The sequence below is a fragment of the Nodosilinea sp. AN01ver1 genome, assembly GCF_050565655.1.
Lineage (GTDB): Bacteria > Cyanobacteriota > Cyanobacteriia > Phormidesmidales > Phormidesmidaceae > Nodosilinea.
The window spans coordinates 157,794-176,168 of record NZ_JBNXVS010000004.1; the positions used below are offsets into that span (position 1 = coordinate 157,794).

The 18,375-nt window shown below is 57.8% G+C and carries 16 protein-coding genes; 8 read left to right on the forward strand and 8 right to left on the reverse strand.

Going from position 1 to position 18,375, the window contains the following annotated elements:
* Positions 1-248: 248 nt before the first annotated feature.
* Complete coding sequence (locus ACQ4N7_RS05965; protein WP_430710696.1) at positions 249-2,552, forward strand: GAF domain-containing protein; 2,304 nt, start codon at positions 249-251, stop codon at positions 2,550-2,552.
* Positions 2,553-2,648: 96 nt separating this feature from the next.
* On the opposite strand, the gene ACQ4N7_RS05970 is transcribed toward ACQ4N7_RS05965, so the two are convergent.
* The gene (locus ACQ4N7_RS05970) at positions 2,649-3,056 is read right to left on the reverse strand and encodes a hypothetical protein (protein ID WP_430710697.1); all 408 of its coding nucleotides are present in this window, start codon (positions 3,054-3,056) and stop codon (positions 2,649-2,651) included.
* 296 nt (positions 3,057-3,352) lie between these two features.
* Here ACQ4N7_RS05970 and ACQ4N7_RS05975 point away from each other — a divergent pair, with 296 nt between their 5' ends.
* A complete protein-coding gene (locus ACQ4N7_RS05975; RefSeq protein ID WP_430710698.1) occupies positions 3,353-4,120 on the forward strand; it encodes a YHS domain-containing (seleno)protein in 768 nt (255 codons plus the stop codon).
* 111 nt (positions 4,121-4,231) lie between these two features.
* Here the strand turns inward: ACQ4N7_RS05975 and ACQ4N7_RS05980 are convergent, their stop codons facing one another.
* Positions 4,232-4,657, reverse strand: a complete 426-nt coding sequence (locus ACQ4N7_RS05980; RefSeq protein ID WP_430710699.1) for a thiol-disulfide oxidoreductase DCC family protein — start codon at positions 4,655-4,657, stop codon at positions 4,232-4,234.
* Between the two features lie 273 nt (positions 4,658-4,930).
* Between ACQ4N7_RS05980 and ACQ4N7_RS05985 the strand changes: the two genes are divergently transcribed.
* Positions 4,931-6,898 (forward strand): tetratricopeptide repeat protein, encoded by a 1,968-nt coding sequence (locus ACQ4N7_RS05985; protein ID WP_430710700.1) that lies wholly within the window; start codon positions 4,931-4,933, stop codon positions 6,896-6,898.
* Here the strand turns inward: ACQ4N7_RS05985 and ACQ4N7_RS05990 are convergent.
* Positions 6,895-7,098: a hypothetical protein gene (locus ACQ4N7_RS05990; protein ID WP_430710701.1), complete on the reverse strand. Its 204-nt coding sequence runs from the start codon at positions 7,096-7,098 to the stop codon at positions 6,895-6,897. The genes ACQ4N7_RS05985 and ACQ4N7_RS05990 overlap by 4 nt on opposite strands.
* Positions 7,099-7,421: 323 nt before the next feature.
* Between ACQ4N7_RS05990 and hpxO the strand changes: the two genes are divergently transcribed.
* Positions 7,422-8,585: an FAD-dependent urate hydroxylase HpxO gene (gene hpxO / locus ACQ4N7_RS05995; protein ID WP_430710702.1), complete on the forward strand. Its 1,164-nt coding sequence runs from the start codon at positions 7,422-7,424 to the stop codon at positions 8,583-8,585.
* A gap of 1 nt (position 8,586) precedes the next feature.
* Here hpxO and ACQ4N7_RS06000 read toward each other — a convergent pair whose 3' ends face one another.
* Positions 8,587-9,192, reverse strand: a complete 606-nt coding sequence (locus ACQ4N7_RS06000) for a YHS domain-containing (seleno)protein (RefSeq protein ID WP_430710703.1) — start codon at positions 9,190-9,192, stop codon at positions 8,587-8,589.
* Between the two features lie 174 nt (positions 9,193-9,366).
* Here ACQ4N7_RS06000 and ACQ4N7_RS06005 point away from each other — a divergent pair, with 174 nt between their 5' ends.
* Positions 9,367-10,002: a Uma2 family endonuclease gene (locus tag ACQ4N7_RS06005; protein WP_430710704.1), complete on the forward strand. Its 636-nt coding sequence runs from the start codon at positions 9,367-9,369 to the stop codon at positions 10,000-10,002.
* Between the two features lie 69 nt (positions 10,003-10,071).
* Here the strand turns inward: ACQ4N7_RS06005 and ACQ4N7_RS06010 are convergent, their stop codons facing one another.
* Together ACQ4N7_RS06010 and mutS are read right to left on the reverse strand one after the other, a co-directional pair.
* Complete coding sequence (locus ACQ4N7_RS06010) at positions 10,072-10,668, reverse strand: hypothetical protein (RefSeq protein ID WP_430710705.1); 597 nt, start codon at positions 10,666-10,668, stop codon at positions 10,072-10,074.
* A 268-nt stretch (positions 10,669-10,936) separates the two neighbouring features.
* Positions 10,937-13,615, reverse strand: a complete 2,679-nt coding sequence (gene mutS, locus ACQ4N7_RS06015; RefSeq protein WP_430710706.1) for a DNA mismatch repair protein MutS — start codon at positions 13,613-13,615, stop codon at positions 10,937-10,939.
* A 232-nt stretch (positions 13,616-13,847) separates the two neighbouring features.
* On the opposite strand from mutS, the gene ACQ4N7_RS06020 reads away from it, so the two are divergent.
* Positions 13,848-14,045, forward strand: coding sequence for a hypothetical protein (locus ACQ4N7_RS06020; protein ID WP_430710751.1), 198 nt, complete (start codon positions 13,848-13,850; stop codon positions 14,043-14,045).
* A 106-nt stretch (positions 14,046-14,151) separates the two neighbouring features.
* On the opposite strand, the gene ACQ4N7_RS06025 is transcribed toward ACQ4N7_RS06020, so the two are convergent.
* Positions 14,152-14,709 (reverse strand): SH3 domain-containing protein, encoded by a 558-nt coding sequence (locus ACQ4N7_RS06025; RefSeq protein WP_430710707.1) that lies wholly within the window; start codon positions 14,707-14,709, stop codon positions 14,152-14,154.
* A gap of 475 nt (positions 14,710-15,184) precedes the next feature.
* Complete coding sequence (locus ACQ4N7_RS06030) at positions 15,185-15,691, reverse strand: tellurite resistance TerB family protein (protein WP_430710708.1); 507 nt, start codon at positions 15,689-15,691, stop codon at positions 15,185-15,187.
* 343 nt (positions 15,692-16,034) lie between these two features.
* On the opposite strand from ACQ4N7_RS06030, the gene ACQ4N7_RS06035 reads away from it, so the two are divergent.
* Positions 16,035-17,057 (forward strand): spore photoproduct lyase family protein, encoded by a 1,023-nt coding sequence (locus ACQ4N7_RS06035; protein WP_430710752.1) that lies wholly within the window; start codon positions 16,035-16,037, stop codon positions 17,055-17,057.
* A 114-nt stretch (positions 17,058-17,171) separates the two neighbouring features.
* Positions 17,172-18,113, forward strand: coding sequence for a UV DNA damage repair endonuclease UvsE (uvsE, locus tag ACQ4N7_RS06040; RefSeq protein ID WP_430710753.1), 942 nt, complete (start codon positions 17,172-17,174; stop codon positions 18,111-18,113).
* Positions 18,114-18,375 lie beyond the last annotated feature (262 nt).

The window sequence follows — 18,375 nt, forward strand, 5'->3', positions numbered from 1 at the left end:
TGAAGGCCCCAACCAGGAGTGCAACCCCCATGGTCAGGTATGACCCACCGCAATTGGGTACCATAGGTATTAAAAACAAACATCAGCCGTAGGTAGGCTGTGTGGGTAGTAGATTGAAGTTTCGCCGTAGAGATATCTTTCACCGGATCTCTGCAAATCCCTAGAATTTCGCAAAGATAGTAGAGCTGCTGCGGAATTTGACTAAGTTGCTTTGTAAGACTTTAGTGAAGGGCACATCAAGAGCAACTATGGCTAACGAACTGTCTCGCTGCATCGACACTAACCGGGTAGCTGATCCTGAGGGAGGCCTCTTGCTCGATATCTCCTATACTTTGAGCGATCGCAGCGAATGCTGCCAGGAGGGTGAGACCCCTGATCTAGATATTGCTCAACCCGTTGCTCAGCCAATCTTGCCCTGGCTAGAGCTGATTCAGCACTACAGCCATCTGGTCATGGCCGTGGTCGATGTGGCTACGCAGATCAGCGCCCCAACCCACGCCCACCCGGTGCTGTTTGCCAACCGTTACTTTTGCCGTCTGACGGGCATCCCTACCGAGGGCGGCCACCTCGATCTCAGCTTTTTTGACCGGCTTTCGCTGATTGACCAAAAGGCCCTGCGAGAGCGGTTTCGGCGACACTTTTTGAGTGCCCTGTTGCAGCACGCCTACGGGCAGAGCGGCTTAGTCTCCCAGCGGCTGCTCCACGAGCCGCTGGTTGTGGCCTTACCCGACTCCGAAACGGGCCAGATCCGCCAGGTTGAGCTGCGCCTGCGCACCGCAGAGCAAGGCCTATGCATTACAGCCATCAGCCCTGAGCTAAAAGCCAGCCTGGCCGCCTGCTGGGCTGAGCCCCCCAGCCGCGAGCAGATTGCCACCCAGCTGTTGAGCAAAGAACCTGCCTTTAAGCAGCTGCTGGCGACCCTCAAACCAGAGAGCTACACCGTCAGTGGGCAGATTTTGATTGAGGGCATCGACGTTACCGAGCGCGAGACCTCCAAAGCCCTAATTCAACTGCTGGTAGGCCACGAGTCGGTATTGGGCACGCGCCGGTTTGACCAGGCCAACACGCTGATGAAGCAGCTGTTTAGCGCCACCGACAGCTTTTTACTCAGCGCCGAGAACAATCAGGCGCAGCTGTTTACCCAGCTTGACCAACCCGAGTGGCAGATCGCCACCTACGCCGTAGCAGACCTGCAGGGATCGGCCATTTTGCGGGCAACTGAGCGCCGGGAGGTGGTCAACGTGCCCGACCTCAGCCTCGACTGCACTACGTCCTGTGAGGCAGATCTGCTCAAGCAGGGGGCCAGGTCGCTGCTGCTCATTCCCCTGGTCATGCGCACGGCCCAGCTGGGCGACAGCACCGCTCAAATGGTAGGTCTGGTGGGCATTACTAGCCCCAGGCCCTACGCCTTTAACCAAGCCGATTGCAGCCGCGCTATGACGCTGATTCCGGCTTTGACGGCGGCCATGCGCCACAGCGTGCAAGACCGTTTTACCAACATCCATCCCTCGGTACGCTGGCGATTTGAGCAGGAGGCCGAGCGCCTGGGCCTGGGTTTACCCCCGGCCCCGATTGTGTTTGAGGGGGTCTATCCGCTGTACGGCATCTCCGATATTCGCGGCTCCTCAGACGAACGCAACCGGGCTATTCAAAAAGATTTAGTGGCTCAGTTTCAGCTGGCCCTGGCGGTGGTCGAAGCCGCTGGCCGCTCGGTCAACAACGCCCTGGTAGGGCAGCTGGCCCTCGATTTAGGCGATCACATTGCCACCCTGGAAGTAGGGGTTACAGTCGACTCAGAGGTGACGCTGCTGCGCTACCTGCAGTCAGAAGTGGAGGTACATTTTGCCTACTTTGCCCAGCACAGTGCTGAGGCCGAAGCCGCGATCGCCCGTTACAAAGCCGCCATTGACGCCGACCACGGCTGCGTTTACACCGCCCGCGCCGTCTACGACGAAACCATTGGCCACATCAACGGACTGCTGCGCGACACCTGGAACCAGTGGCAGCAGTCGATGCAGGCGATTACCGCTCACTACTGCGACCTGGAGGCCACCGACGGCATTGACCACATGATCTACGCGGGGCAAGCCATTGACCCGACCTTCACGGAGTTTCAGCTCAAGTCGCTGCGCTACGAGCAGCTGCGGGCCGTCTGCGACTGCGCCCGCCAGGGATTTGCCCTCAAGGCCGCCTACGACACCGATATGACCATCACCCACCTGGTGCTGGTGCAGGGCTACACCGTGGATATTGTGCACGACGAAACCACCGAGCGCCTGTTTGATGTGCGGGGCACCCGCGACACCCGCTACGAAATTGTCAAAAAGCGCATTGACAAAGCCTGCGATGCTGAAAAGGGCGATCGCATTACCCAGCCCGGCATGCTGACGGTAGTTTACTCCACCAGCGAAGAGTGGCACGAGTACGAGCGCTACCTGCGCTACCTGCACCGTGAAGGCATCGTCGATAGTCACGTAGAACAGGGCGCGGTAGAGCCTTTACAGGGGGTTAGCGGTCTCAAGTTTGCCCGCGTGCGGGTGAATCCTGAGTAGAGGTTTGACGCAAAAAGGACCGGGTCTCTGGGCTAGTCCACCAGCGCGGTGGCATTCCACAGGAGACCCGGTCCCTGGAGCTGAGATTTTGGTCGGTTACCGGTTTAACCCGGCGGGCAGATCTCGCCCGCTGTCAATCTGGTGTTGCAGACCGGGGGGCAGGTCCCGTCCGCTGTTGACCCGACGCTGAAGACCAGGAGGCAGGTTTTGATAGTTGTCTGCGGGGGTTTGGGCGGCGGTGCCGTGCAGGGGAAGGCTACCCTGGTCAACCGTTTCAAAGATTTCTACGGTGACTTCAGGCGATTCGGTGGTGACATCGGTTGCCTCTACGGTGAGAGGAGTCTCAACCTGGGGCACAACCTCCTGCACCACGGGCTGACTGACCTGAGGACGCTGCCCTCGCCCCTGCCCCTGCCCAGGCCGCGCATCGGCGGCGGTAGCGGCGAGGGCAGCAGTGGCAAGAACGCTCAGGGTGGCCAAGGCAAGTTGCGATCGCAGTGACATAGCAGGAATCCTCTGGGTGAGCGAACGGGGCGGCAGCAGGCCAATGTGAGGTGGAACTGCCTATTTTTTCTAAAGTACTCATCCACGGAGCGCTTCTGCATCTGTGGATACACGCGATCGCGCGCCCTTTTCTCAATGATTTCTCAGAATGCGCTCACCACGGCCTCAGCCGCAGCAAGTTTAGTGATGACAACGTTTGGTACTGAGATGTTTCCGCTGTCTAGCGGCATTTTTGCCGTTTTTTCAGGGAATCACCAGACCCACGCCAGTCACGCTGCTGTACTCCCAAGGATGCTATGAAGATTCAATACCTGGCGGCCCTGCTGGCCTCGTCTGCTTTGACCGTTGGCGCTATGGCCCTGCCCAGTGCCGTGAGTTCTGTGTTTGCGGCCCCCTGTGCCGGAGCCGCTGAGGCGGTGAACCCCTGCGCGAGTGCCAATCCCTGCGCCAGCGCCAATCCTTGCGCCAGCGCCAATCCCTGCGCCAGCGCCAATCCTTGTGCCAGCGCGAACCCGTGCGCCAGCGCCAATCCTTGTGCCAGCGCTAATCCTTGTGCCAGCGCGAATCCGTGCGCCAGCGCCAATCCTTGTGCTAGCGCCAATCCCTGTGCTGGGGCTGATGTCGTTCGGGCTACGGAACCGCCTCACCCTGCGGTTTATACAGAGTCGGCCAGCAATCTGGCCATTCGCGGAGCCGATCCGGTGGCTTACTTTACAGAGGGCGCAGCCGTAGCTGGCAATGCCGCCTACCAGTACACCTGGAATGGGGCCACCTGGCAGTTCAGCAGCGCTGAAAACCGAGCGTTGTTTGCCGCCAATCCGGTCGCCTATGCCCCTCAGTACGGCGGCTACTGCGCCAAGGCGATGAGCGAGGGCAATCTAGCTTCGGTCGACCCCCGCGTGTGGACGATTGTCGATGGCAAGCTCTACCTGAACTACAGCGCCGATGTGCAGCAGCAGTGGGTGCAGGATATTCCTGGCAATATTGCTAAAGGCGATGCCAACTGGCCCGACGTCTTAACCGTGAAGACCTTTTACGAAAACACGGTAGCTTGGGCGCAGTAGATTCTTGAGATTCTTGCGCTGGTTGCCGATTGACTGACAACCCTCTCTTCCCCGGCAGCAGACCCTCGGTCTGAGCCGGGGTTTTACATCCATGGGGAGGATGAACGGCCATTATGAGGGGCTCTCAGCCACAGGTCCGCAGCGCTGATCGGTGCAGAGGGGGTAGCCTGAGTCGTAGCGGCTAGAGCGCTTGCCAAACAGGTCGTAGCGGTTGTCGCGCACAAAGGCATAGATCTGATCCCCTGCCTGCTTAACCCCCGGTAGCGCACGGTAGGCCTGCACAAAAGCATCCCCTAGGGGCAGCAGACGACCAATTTCTTCAGCGGCAGCGCTACCCTGCCAGCGGCGGTCGGGAGCCTGCAGGTCGAGCAAGATCATGCCGGCCTCGCCGTCGGCGGCGGTAATGTTGTAGCGGGCTAGAGTGGGCTCATCTTGCATGGGCACGTACTGAAACTGAGTGCCCCGGTCGAGCGATTCCAAAAGCCGCACTAGACTGACGCAAAGGTTACAGTTACCGTCATAAATTACACAGTACATAGTAGTATTGCTGCTGATGGGTCGTCATCCTTATCTTAATGGTCTGGTCTTTGGGTTTCATCCCAACGACCCACGGTTTCACTGCTCCTGAGTTCCTGACATCGACGCTACAACTACAGGGAGCCGCAGCGGCTACTTGGCCCCCAATCTGGGGTTTGATCCGCTATGTCTAAGGCTCTGAAGTAAACAGCTAACAGCAGCAGATTAACGTCTACCTTGGGTTGAGGGTTGTTTTTATCACCCCGCCCGGTGCATTTACCTCGGCAAAATCTAATGGTTGTGAAAAGACTGATCGATGGACGATTTCAGTTCATTCGAGTTGTCAGTACTAAGGCTTATACCAAGACTTACCTGATGACCGATCATGGCAGCTTGGCTAAGAACAAATGCATTGTCAAGCATTTGCAGCTGCCTGCTCACAACACCATTACGCTTAAATTTCTCAACGATTTGCTGGCTAAGCGGGTCAGTTTGCTCAAGCGCATGGGCGAACATGATGCGATCGCGAAAAATCTTTCTACCGTTCAAGAAGGGCAGGATTTTTACTGGGTGCGCGACTACGTGCCCGGCCATTCTCTGCTGACGGAACTGGCGGAGCAAAAACCCCGATCTGAGGCCGAAGTACAGAGCTTTTTGAAGGAAAGCCTGAGCATTTTAGACATCATTCAGCGCCACGGTATTGCCCACCAAAACCTGCACCCCAACAACCTGATTCGCCACCGCGATCGCGGCCATTTGATTCTGGTCGATTTTGGCCTGATTCAAGATACGGGCACCCCTGAGCCTGCCCCAACCACCAACGGTACCTCGGTTATTCCCAGTGCCGAGTCGGCCTATGTGCCCCAAGCCAAGCATCGGCAGTACACGCGCTTTGCCGCCGACCACTTTGCCCTGGGCATGATCGCCGTGCAGATGGCCACGGGGCTCTCCAATGAGGCGATTCCGCGCCTGAGTCAGGACGACTTTTTGGCCCAGGTCAAGCTTCAGCTCGACGAGTGCTCGCTGTTGAGCAACGCCCTCAAAGAGATTTTGCTGCGCATGGTGTCGCCCCAGCCTGAGGCGCAGTTTCATCAGGCTAAGGATATTTTGGTCGCTCTGCCGGCCCCCGAGGCTGTTTTAGCCCCCGTGACAGCGGCCCCTGCCCCCCGCCCCCTACCCCAGGAGAACGGTGCCATGGAACCCGAACAGCCGCGACCGCCCCTTGCTGCCCCGACCGGCGATCGGCGGCGCTGGCTGCCCAACCCGCCCCCTAAACCGACGCTGTGGCTGGGAGCTGGGGCCGCTCTGGCGCTGCTGCTTGCCGGGGGCGTTGTGTGGCTGCGCATTCCTCAAACCATGACCGTGAATACCCTATTGCAGCAGGCCGAAACCGCCAAACAAATGGGCCAGAACAACGACTCGCTCAACTACCTTAACCAGGTGCTAGAGCTGAGGCCCAACAATAGCGATGCCCTGGCCCAGCGATCTACTCTGCTGTGGGCAAATGGCCAGTCAGAGCAGGCCCTGCAAGATTTGACCAATGCCATTGAGGCCCACCCCGACCGGGCTTTGGCCTACTATCAGCGGGGCAACCTGCGCTTTCAGCTGGGCGATTTGCAGGGGGCGATCGCTGACTACGGCGAAGCGCTACAGCGCCAGGACGCCTACACCGATGCCTACGTCAACCGGGGCACAGCCCGAGCCGAGCTGGGCGACGAAGCCGGGGCCGTGCAAGACTACACCGCCGCCATTAACCTGGCCAGCGACGCCGAGAGTAAAGCCGTGGCCTACCTCAACCGCTGCCTGTCGCTCTCTAACCTCGACGACAACGCCGCCGCCCTCAAAGACTGCACCGAGGCCGTCAACCTGCGCCCCAACAACAGTTTGGCCTACGAAAATAGAGGGTTGGTCAGGCGGCGCTTGAACGATTTTCAGGGGGCAATTCAAGATTTTACGATCGCAATTCAAATTAATTCGAGCAACCCGGAGCCTTACTACAATCGCGGCCTAACGCGTCAAGACCTAGGCGATTTTGCCGGAGCCATGGCCGACTTTAACCAAACCATCGAGCTCAATCCCGACCATCCTTTTGCCTACTACGACAGAGGATTGCTCCATGCGGAGCTGGGGGATATTGAAAGCGCGATCGCTGATTTAGAAACCGTAGCCACCGCCTGCCTCGATGTCAGCCGCCTGGGCTGTTTTGACGACGCTCAATACCAGCTCGAAAAGCTCCGGGCTGCCCAAGATAGCGAACTTTAGCCGAGTCTGCCTCGGCGGCCCGTACCCCGGCGGTTGCGCTGCACGTAGGTTTTAGCAACGGTATCTTCGCTCATTTCAGGAACTTCAGCGCCTGAGGTAAAAAGGGTCAAACCAGCCTGACTGGGTTGGCCAAACCCACCGACGCCATACACGCCACCGACAGTCACAACCGCGAGCACTACAGAGAAACGATGCCACATGATGGTCTTCCAAATCTGGACAGTTACCTTTTCTCTGCTCACCCAAAAAATCCAGCCATTTCTAGGCTTTAGAATTAATGACTTGGTAAACGATTTAGCAGACATTTGAAGATCGAGTAGAAATACTGCTCAACCGGCTCCAGGAGTTGACGTCTTTAGGCAAAGCGGCTAACCAGTTTGCACAGACTGTGCACTGTATACAGCTTTTTCTCTATAGTGAAAGTATTGATGACAAGCCCTGGGCCGCCCAAGTCATGGGAGCCGCCCCAGGCGACGGCCCCGCCCATCACAACCCCACCCATCACAACAGCTAGGAGCGACCCATGTACAACCTGAAGGTGGTGATTATCGGAGCCGGAATTGGCGGCCTAACCGCAGGTATTGCCATGCGCCGAGCCGGGTACCAGGTCGAGGTCTACGATCGCGCCCAGGAGCTGCGCCCGGCTGGAGCCGGTATTTCGCTGTGGTCGAACGGGGTTAAGGTGCTCAACTATCTGGGCCTGGGCGAACAGCTGGCGGCCATTGGCGGCGAAATGAACGCCATGGAGTACCGCAGCCACACCGATGAAAGCCTCAGCTACGTTGACCTGCGCCCCCTGTTTGAGCGGGTGGGGCAGCGTCCTTACCCGGTGTCGCGCACCGATTTACAGGCCATGCTGCTCGACGCCTGTGGCTCTGAGTGCGTCCACCTGGGCATGAACTGCGTCGGCGTGGAGCAAGACGAGCACAGCGCCACCGCTATTTTTGAAAACGGCGATCGCGTCAGCGGCGACCTGGTGATTGGGGCCGACGGCATTCACTCCGCCGTGCGAGCCGATGTGGTGGGGCACGGCGTCGATCGCCGCTACGCCCGCTACGTCAACTGGAATGGCCTGGTCAAGGCTGACCCCGAACTGTGCGAAAAAGATCTGTGGGTGCTCTACGTGGGCGACAGCAAGCGCGCCTCGATGATGCCCGTGGGGGGCGATCGCTTTTACTTTTTCTTCGGTGCGCCAATGGCAGAAGGCACCCAGGTAGCCCCTCCTCACCGCCAGGACGAACTGGCCAAAATCTTTCAGGGCTGGCCCGATAAAGTGCAAAAGCTGATTCAGGCCATTGACCCCGAGCAAACCAACCGCCTGGAAATTGGCGATATTGACCCCCTCGAACGGTTAGTTAAGGGGCGGGTTGCTCTGCTGGGCGACTCGGCCCACGCGACGACTCCCACCCTGGGCCAGGGGGGCTGCCAGGCGATCGAAGATGCCGAAGTGCTGACCCGCTACCTCACCACCACCAATATTGGCGTGGCCGATGCCCTCAAGCGCTACGAAGCCGCCCGCAAAGAGCGCACCGCCGATCTGGCGCTGAAGGCCCGCAAGCGCACGAGCACCATCTACGGCCATGTACCGGAGGCCACTCAGCAGTGGTACTGCGACCTCAAGCAAGAGCCCCCCGAGGCGGTTATTAATGCCCTGGCCAAGGTAATTTTGACCGGCCCAATGGGTTAAGCTACCAGCTTTTGCCGCTCTCGCTAAACTCGTCGCTGCTGAGGACTGTGGGCCAGTTTTGGTCGCCCAGAGCAATGTTGCCCGCAATATCGGCCTGCCACTGCTTTTGCACCCCAGCGCTGTAGTTGAGGTAGAGCTTGCCGTCCACAATCTTCCACGCCTCTGGATCGACAGAAGCCAGGTAGCCGCTCTTGACGGCCCAGGCGCAGTAGCCACCGTACTGGGGCGCGTAGGCGATCGGGTCGGCCTCAAAGGCGGCCATGTTTTCAGCGCTGCTAAAGCGCCAGGTGGCACCACCCCAACTAGTCTCATAGTCGGCGGAGCCCTTAACGGCCTTGCCCTCCGTAAAATAGGCCACCGGATCGGCTCCGCGAATGGCCAGTCCTTCAAAGGAATAGACTTCGGGCTGCGTCCCAGCTTTAGCTCCGGCGCAGGGGTTTGCCGCCGCGCAAGGATTCGCAGCAGCGCAAGGATTCGCAGCAGCACTGGGGTCAACGGCTTCCTGACTGAGGGCATCGGGGTTGGTCGTGGTCGTGGTGCCACAGGCTACTGCACCTAGGGTTAGGAGGGAGGCGATCGCAACAGCGCCCAGATATTGAATTCGCATAGTCAACCTCTACTCTAGTCAGGATATGAACCTATGACGATTGCCATAGGCAAGCAAACGCGCTTGAGCCCTAGACTGTCACCACAGGCTGAGAACCATCTGAGAGCAACCTGAAGAAAGCTAGATCGCTGGCTGAGACTATAGAATTGAGGTAATTCTGCGGCTGAGGTTTCAATGGCTGCGACAATACTCACACCGCCTACCGAAATTATTCATCTGACGGGGATTAGCTGGCAGACTTACGAGCGACTGCTGGATGAGCTGCGCGATCGCCGCCTACGCCTCACCTACAATCGGGGAAATTTGGAGATCATGGCCCCATCCCCAGAACATGAGCGCTACAAAAAGCTGGCGGGCCGTTTTGTCGAAACCCTGGCCGAAGAGCTAGACATTCGCATTGAGCCACTGGGGTCTACCACATTCAAGCATCCTGAACTCAGTGGGGCCGAACCAGACGAGTGCTTTTATATCTACAATATCGACGCCGTACGCGGTAAAAAGCGCCTGTCACCAGTGACCGATCCACCCCCTGACCTGGTAGTTGAAATTGATGTCACCAGTGCGTCTCGCGGTCGGTTAGCGACCTATGCTGACTTGGGGGTTTTAGAAGTTTGGGTGTACAACGGCACTACCCTATCTATTCAACAGCTCCAAAACCAGGATTATGTAACAGTTGCCTCCAGCCAGTTTTTCCCTAATTTGCCCATCACTGAAGTTGCTGGCTTTCTACAAAAGGCCGAAACGGTAGATTATTTGGAACTGGTGAAGGCTTTTCGTAGCTGGGTAAGAGTTCAACTTCTACCTCGCTAATGACCTAAAAACTCACGCTTTTCCAGAGAGTAAATTAAATTCACATAGAATCCCGAAAAAATACCCTCTTCAAAGAAGTATTCTATGCATCATTCTTCGGTGGTAATTCAGTTGACGACGATTCAAAAATGTTCTGCCACACTTCCCGCACTTCAGCCTTGCTATCGATGAAAAATCTAATGACTCAGAGATTAAATGCCGAACGAATGCAGTTACATATATTGAGTTCGAACCAAAAATCATATGATTTTCTACGTTGACAGGAAACAAATCATATTCATGGCCATCAAAGTTTGTAACAGATTGTCGAACCTTGATGTGAAGGTTTTCTTCCAAAGCCAACCAATCTTTTTCTTGAGCAGTTTCAATTGCATCTAAAATTTGTTTTTGGCACCGATCAACAGCCCTGTTTATCTCAAAAACGTTGGCTCCGAAATCGATTCTCCAGCTTTGCCACTTGCTTTGAGATTCACCTAAGATTTCAGACCAGTAAGCCTCGGGACTGCGAATGTGTTTAGCGTGCCCTGGTGCATTAACAGGGTATCCTGCAGGATGTTCATACCAGTACGCTGATTTCTTGATCAATTCTTCTGCTAAAACTTTAGTAATTTTGCCATCATTGGCAAGATTATTCACTTTTTCAACACTAATCCCTGAAAAATCCATGTGATTGCTATGTTAGTAGCTAATGCTAATTTTGTAAAATATTCCTAGCCTCAAGGAACCTTGACTGTTCTCTTTAAATAATTTATGGTGAATATTAGAGATTTTCTTCAAAGTTTTGTGCAGAACTAGAACTCTGGCTTGACTTCCTAAAGCAAGGCCATCTATCTAAATGCGACAGACATCTACATAAATACTTCTATAAGGATTTTCAAGAAGTTCTAGATCTACACTTACTAGTCTGCCCATATAAGACTAAGACTAATCAAGGTCATCCGAACAGATTTAGTTGTTTTGAGGGGTCATAGCTACTTTCCATGTCCTTCGCGCGTCGGCGAGGGGTTGGAGCTCTTGGCACCTCTCCCCGCAGGCCCACGGCGATCGTGCTGTTGCGTTCGATCTCGCGCATGACGTCGCGAGCCCGCTGAATTACCGATGTCGGCAGCCCCGCCAGCCGCCCCGCCTCAATGCCGTAGGATTTGTCGGCCCCGCCTGGCTGCACCTGGTGAAGAAAGATGATCTGGTCGGGCATTTCTTTCACCGTCACCTGGTAGTTGGCGACGTTGGGCACCAGCGCCGCCAGCTCGTTCAGCTCGTGGTAGTGGGTGGCGAAGATGGTACGGGCCTGGATTTCGATCGCCAGGTGCTCGGCCACGGCCCAGGCGATGGAGAGCCCGTCGAAGGTGGCGGTGCCGCGGCCAATTTCATCCAGCAGCACCAGGGAGCGGGGCGTGGCGTGGTTGAGGATATTCGCCGTTTCATTCATCTCGACCATGAAAGTGGATTGGCCGCTGGCCAGGTCATCGACCGCGCCGACGCGGGTGAAGATGCGATCGCACAGTCCCAGCCTCGCCGCTTTTGCAGGCACAAAGCTGCCCATCTGTGCCATCAGCTGAATCAGACCCACCTGGCGCAGGTAGCAGCTCTTGCCGCTGGCGTTGGGGCCGGTGAGGATGATCAGGTCTTGGGGATCGGTGGCGTCGCGATCTTCGGGTACTGTCCCCATAAAGTTGGAGTTGGGCACAAAGAACCCGGCGGGCAGCAGCTGCTCGACCACGGGGTGGCGGCCCTCGGTGACGGCGATCGCCCGCGAGTCGTCGATTTTGGGGCAGCAGTAGCCTTGGAAGATGGCGACTTCGGCCAAGCCACACAGCACATCGGCAGCGGCGACGGCGGCGGCCACCTTGCGGATCAGCTCGACCTGTTCGCCCACCTGCTCCCGCAGCTGATTAAAGATCTCGTACTCCAGGGCGTTGATTTCGGCCTCAATGTTGAACACCCGCGCCTCGCGCTCCTTGAGTTCGGGGGTGATATAGCGCTCCTCGTTGGTGAGGGTCTGCTTGCGAATGTAGTCGTCGGGGGCCTGATCGGCGCGGGCGCGGGAAACGCTGATGTAGTAGCCAAAGGCCTTGTTAAAGCCCACTTTGAGCGTAGAAATGCCGGTGCGTTTGCGTTCGGCGGGCTCCAGCTCAGCGATCCACTTCTGGTCATCGACGGCCTGCTGGCGCAGGTTGTCGAGCTGGGCATTGACGCCATCGCGAATCAGGTGGCCATCGGTGAGGTAGAGGGGCGGCGTTTCGACCAGGTGCGATCGCAGCGTTTGGCCCAATTTTTCCAGCTCTGGCGGCACGTACTGGAGCGCTTGCAGGTAAGGCGATTGTGCCTGTTCTGCCAGGGCCGCCAGCTCCGGCAGTCGCAAGAATGACTCGGCCATAGCCACCAGATCCCGCGCGTTGGCGGTGCCAGAGCCCGCCCGCCCCGCCAGTCGCTCCAGGTCGTAGATCTGCTTCAGCTTGTGCTGAAGCATCTGGCGCAGGTTGCCGTCCTGCAAGAGTTCCGTGATGGAGGCCTGGCGCGATTGAATGCCTTTGACATCCAGCAGCGGTTGCAGCAGCCAGCGGCGCAGGGTGCGCCCGCCCATGGCCGTGACGGTGCGATCGAGCGCCCACAGCAGCGAGCCATTGTAGGTGCCGTCGCGCTGGGTCTGGGTGATCTCCAGATTGCGGCGGGTCTGGTGGTCAATCACCAGGTAGGCGGCCAGGGTGTAGGTGCAGAGGGGCTGCAGCGGTGCCTGCACGGTCTTCTGGGTTTCTTCGACGTAGTGCAGCAGGCCGCCCGCCGCCCGCACTGCCAGGGGCAAATGGTCGCAGCCCAGCCCCTCTAAAGAGCGCAGCCGAAACCGCTGCAAGAGTCGCTGACGGGCCTCGCTCTGGCTGTAAGGTCCCTGGGGCCTGAGGGTGTAGCAAAACTGGCGCGGCAGGCAGTCGGGCAGCTGGTCAGAGGGTTCCCCCGGCCTCAGCATGGCTCCCAGGTTGGGCGCATCCACCGGAAACAGCACCTCGGCGGGCTGAAGCCGCAGCAGTTCTTGGGCGAGCTGATCGAGGTCTTCGCCCTGGGTGGTGAGAAATTCTCCGGTGGAAACGTCGGCGTAGGCCAGCCCCCAGTGGTGCCCAGCGATCACCACCGAGGCCAAAAAATTGTTCTGGCTGGCGCTCAGCATGCCTTCTTCGATCACGGTGCCGGGAGTGATCACGCGGGTGACTTCGCGCTTCACCAGGCCCTGGGCTACCGCCGGGTCTTCGACCTGGTCGCAGATGGCGATCGCATAGCCCTTTTCCACCAGCAGCGTGCAGTAGCGATCGAGGGCGTGGTGGGGAATCCCCGCCAGGGGCACCCGGCCAATGCTCTTGCCAGCGTCTTTGCTGGTGAGGACGAGTTCTAGCTCGCGGGCGATCGCGATCGCATCCTGAAAAAAGGTTTCAAAAAAGTCGCCCACCCGGTACAGCACCAGCGCGTGGGGATACTGCTCCTTCATCTCCACGTAGTGACGCATCATCGGCGTCAGCTCGTCCCAGTTGACCGAGCGGTGATCGGCGTAGCGCACCGTGTGCTTGGCCAACCGCTCTGGAATCGGGGGCAGATTGTCGGCGGAGGGGGCAGAACCAGGCATGGAAGGTTTCAGCAGAGATGACTGGGTAACGATCACCCATCACTATCGTCGGGCAAAAAGTTGGGGTCAAGCACCAATTCTACTGCCCAACACCCCCAGTACCCGGCCTCGTTTTGTGTCAGATGTTACGCACCGTTAAGCTTCTTTGCACAGTCCGTAAGCCGTACAGGGCCTGTGTTAACTTCAATATCGTTGCGTAGTGTTTAATACTAACGAGGTTTGACCCGTGGCCCTGTCAGAAAAGATTTCTCCAGCCCTGACCGAAACCCGCGAAGACTTCTCCGAGTATGTCGCCCATCTGCAACTGCATATGGCGCTCCAGGCCCGCAACCTGGTGCCTTCCCTCAGCAATACTGGAGACAGCCGCAATAACCTGCTGCACCAGACCCAGGCTGATATCGAGAAATTTATCTCCCGCCAGGGTTTCTAGCGCTGTGCCTCAGGACTAAACAAGCATTGTCGGCACATCTGCTGATTCACAGCCCTGCTCAGGCGTTTTCCTGGGCAGGGCTAGCTTTAAGAGCATGGGCCAAGGTTTAACAATCACCCAAAAAGCGGGCGGCCACATAACCGTCGATGGGTTCAGAAATCGGCAGCCAGTCGTTCACTTCAGCCCCGGCTGCGGTGACATTGGTACCCGTGGGCAACGCCCCAACCCGAAGCGAGTAAACCGTAGGCTCAGCCCTCACATTTAGACCACTTCTAACGATCACCTGACGGCATACCCCAGCGGCATCGGCAACTGGGGTGCTGGCTACGGCGGCGTCACCCCCTGGTTCTGTCGCCGCAGAGTCGCAGTAGATCAGATAGCTAGCCGACACGTAGCCATCGAAGGGGGCTGTAATGGGCACCCAGCCGTTTTGGCCAGTGTTTTCTAGCGAGATCGTGCTACCGCCTGGCACCACGCCAATTACGTCAGCCGTCAGGGTAGGAGACTGCCTTACGTTTAGGCCATTGATGTTGGGAGTCACCCGTCGGCAGGTGTTGGCCTGGGCCAGCAGGGGGGCCGTCTGGGGCGAGGTCGCATTAGTCTCGCTGGCGCGGGCGATCGCTGTCGCTACGGGTGTCGCACTCAGCCCAAGGGTGACGAGCACGGTGTTGAGCAAAGCAAAATTAGAATGATGTCCAAGCATTGTAGGTGTGGCTCCTTATTCTCAGTAGGGGTTGCTAAACGTCAGCCTTGAGCCGCTCTTGCAGACCAGCGCAGCAGCAAACAGGCGCTAATTGCCGTCAGGGCTTAAGTGGGCAAGGCCCAAAACCAGTCGCGAGCATCTATAAGAGCAACCCGTTAGGGTCATGCCCACGAACAATGGCACTGTAGAAATAGGACCAAAAAAGCTGGCAAACAACCACCCCCATAGGGCAGAAATTGCGCAAAGAAAGGTTTTTTTGGCAAAATTTGGCTATGGTGGGCGTTGCCAGCCTCGGCTCGACTAGGGTAGTTGTTAGACAGCAGGGGTGAAGCGTGGTACCCGGCTGCACAATAAACACCTGATTCTGCGATCGCGGCCCATCTAATCAATAGACAGCGTTAAGGACATCGCTCTTGATGTCCTTAACGCTGTCTATCTACTCTTCTTCGCCCTCGTCTTCGGCCTCCTCCTCTTCATCTTCCTCGTCGTATTCCTCTTCGGCGTCTTCTTCAGAGAACAGCTCACTGGCGATCTCGTCGGCTCGCTCTACTGAAATTCTGAGGGCCTGACGCAAGTCGTCGACGTACTCCTGCTCTTCCTCAGGCACTTCACCATCGGCGACAAGAATGACTAACGCCACAATAAATGCGGCCTCTTCTACACCTTCATCTCGAATGGTTTCGATAGCTTGAGCAACAACAGCATCTACCCCTAGCTCGTTGATGAGGCCGCCGACTTCAGCCCCTAGTGCAGCAAAATCCTCAACAGTGTACTCAGAATACAGGTCGATGCAGCTGACCATTTCGCCCAGCGCGTAGGCCTCTGCATCGCTAGATACATCGCCATCGGCAAACGCTGAGAACAAAGCAATCGTGGCAATAGCTAGCTCTGGACTCAAGGCAACTTGAGTACCACCCCCACGCGGCAATCTGCGTTTAGGCATTTTTTCTCCAAATTGGGTAGAAAAGGTTTGTGGCTACCCCTGGTTGTTTCGCTGTGCAATCAGGGTCGCCTTTAGCATTCCCGCTCGCGATCTAGATTGCACAGCCTATGTCTCAAGGCGCATTTCATCGTTACATCTGCTAGCGGAGATACGCCCATAACGGTGGGGCAATCCACGCCTGCTAGAGGATTTTGCCGCTCAGTTTGCTTGTCATAGTGAAACTAGCTGCCGAATTCTACGTGCTGATTTGCCTAATTTGACTGGTTCTGCGATCGCAAACGCCCCCACTGTTCCCACCACCCAGCCTGCCCCTGTCGCTACCGCCTACCGCACCCGACGGTGGATGCCAGAGCAGGTATTGTTTACCCCCGCCGCCCTGGATGAACCCTGGGGCCAGCAGATGCTTCAGCGGGTGCAGGCGCTAGATCTGCCCGTTGAATACCTGAAGCAAAACCGCATTACCGGCCTGCGCGGTGAGACCGAGCGCGAAACCTACGCCATTTCAAAACGCACTCTGGCGGTGGTTACGGCCCCGGCCAGCCAGCTCAAGCTCACCCCCATTCCGCCCTCGGCTGACTGGCAGTTTCACCTGGCCCAGGGGTGTCCGGCCCACTGCCAGTACTGCTACCTGGCCGGCAGCTTACAGGGGCCGCCCGTCATTCGCGTCTACGCCAACCTGCCGCAGATTCTCGAAAACCTGGCCCAGTACGAGCAGCACGAGCAGCCCACCACCTACGAAGTGAGCTGCTATACCGACCCCCTGGGCATTGAGCACCTCACCGGCAGCCTGGCCGAGTGCATTCGCTACTTTGGCACCCGTGAACAGGGCCATCTGCGCTGGGTGTCGAAGTTCGATAACGTCGATGGCCTGCTGAATCTGCCCCACAATGGCCACACCCGCTGCCGCTTCAGCATCAACGCCGCCCCGGTGTCGCGCTTTTTAGAAGGGGGCACCGCTTCGGTGGCCAAGCGGTTGCAGGCCATTCGCAAGCTGGCGCTGCCGGTTGAGCAGGGGGGCGGCGGCTACCCGGTAGGCTTTGTGGTCGCCCCGATTATGCCGCTGGAGAACTGGCGCGACGAGTATACGCAGCTTTTAGACGATGCCGCCGCCGCCCTCGACTTTGACTGCGACCTCACCTTTGAGCTGATTTCTCACCGCTTTACCCCCGGCTCTAAGGAGGTGTTGCAGGAGTGGTACCCCAACAGCAAGCTAGATCTGGACGAAGCCAACCGCACCACCAAGCGCAACAAGTTTGGCGGCATCAAGTACGTCTACGACAAAGACACGATGAAAGAGCTGCGCAGCTTCTTTGAGGCAGCGATCGCCCAGCGCTTTCCCCAGGCCAAAATTTTGTACTGGACCTAATCACCCGTAGACCCCTGTAGGGGCAAACGGCGTTTGCCCCCGGTCAATTCTGGATTTGAAAGTTCTTCTTAACCGTTGTTGCCCCCTAAGGGCGCAGGCCCTGTGCCCCTACCCATGATTTTCCAAACGCTAGCTAAACCTCAATCGACTACCAATGCTCCCCAGCTGGGGCTAGTCTGCATTACCACCTCACCTGAGGTGCGCTTCAAGACCATGACCCGCAAGCGCTTGCTGCAACTCGATGAAGCGGCCCAGACCGAGGCGCTGCGATCGCTCTACGGCGAAAACCTGACGCGGCTCAACCTGGCGATCACCTTCTGTCAGGAGCACTATATTCAGCTCTACCGGCTGATCTCCAACCTGTTTCCGTTTTCAGATACTCCCCTGGGCGATCGCATTCTGGCAGAGTTTAGCGACGCGCTCAGGCAGGTGGGCGATCGCGCTCAGGCCGCTGGCATTCGGCTGGTGATGCACCCCGATCAGTTTGTGGTGCTCAACTCCGACAATCCAGCGGTGATTGACAATAGCATCACCATTCTGAGCGCCCAGGCCCGCTGGTTTGACCTGATGGGTCTGCCCCAGTCGCCCTGGGCCGCGATGAATATTCACGGCGGCAAGGGCGATCGCGCCGAGCGGCTGGTGCAGGTGATTGGCGAACTGCCTACCCCCGTTCGCGATCGCCTCACCCTGGAGAACGACGAGCACACCTACAGCACCGCCAGCCTGCTCGACATCTGCCGGGCCGCCCACGTGCCCCTGGTGTTTGACGCCCACCACCACCTGATCCACGAACGGCTCGACAGCTACGACCACCCCAGCGTGGGGCAAATGCTGGCGGCGGCCCGCACCACCTGGCCCGATCCCAGTTGGCAGCTGGTGCACATTTCGAACGGGCGCGAGGCCCTGTACGACCCCCGCCACAGCGACCTGATCGCCACCATGCCCGCCAGCTACCGCCAGGCCCCCTGGATTGAAGTCGAGGCCAAGCAGAAAGAAGTGGCGATCGCCCAGCTGCGCCAAACCTGGCTCCAGGATGGAGCCCAGAGTGCAGCATAGGTCAGGGTCTACCGCAACGAGCGATGGCTAAAGACCGGCCTTGGGCGATCGCGGTCTGTCTCAGCAGCAGATTGAAGTAACTCACGCCAAACGTCCATGCCCCTGGTGCGGCACCCTTCACGGGAAAAAGCATAGCCGTTCCCTTCGACTTCGCTCAGGGAACGGCTATTTTAGAATCAGCCTCCGCCATCCCCAACAGCCATTCATAGAAACAGCGCGGGTTTGCGCTAATCTGTGACAGATGCATCGTGCGCAACACTAT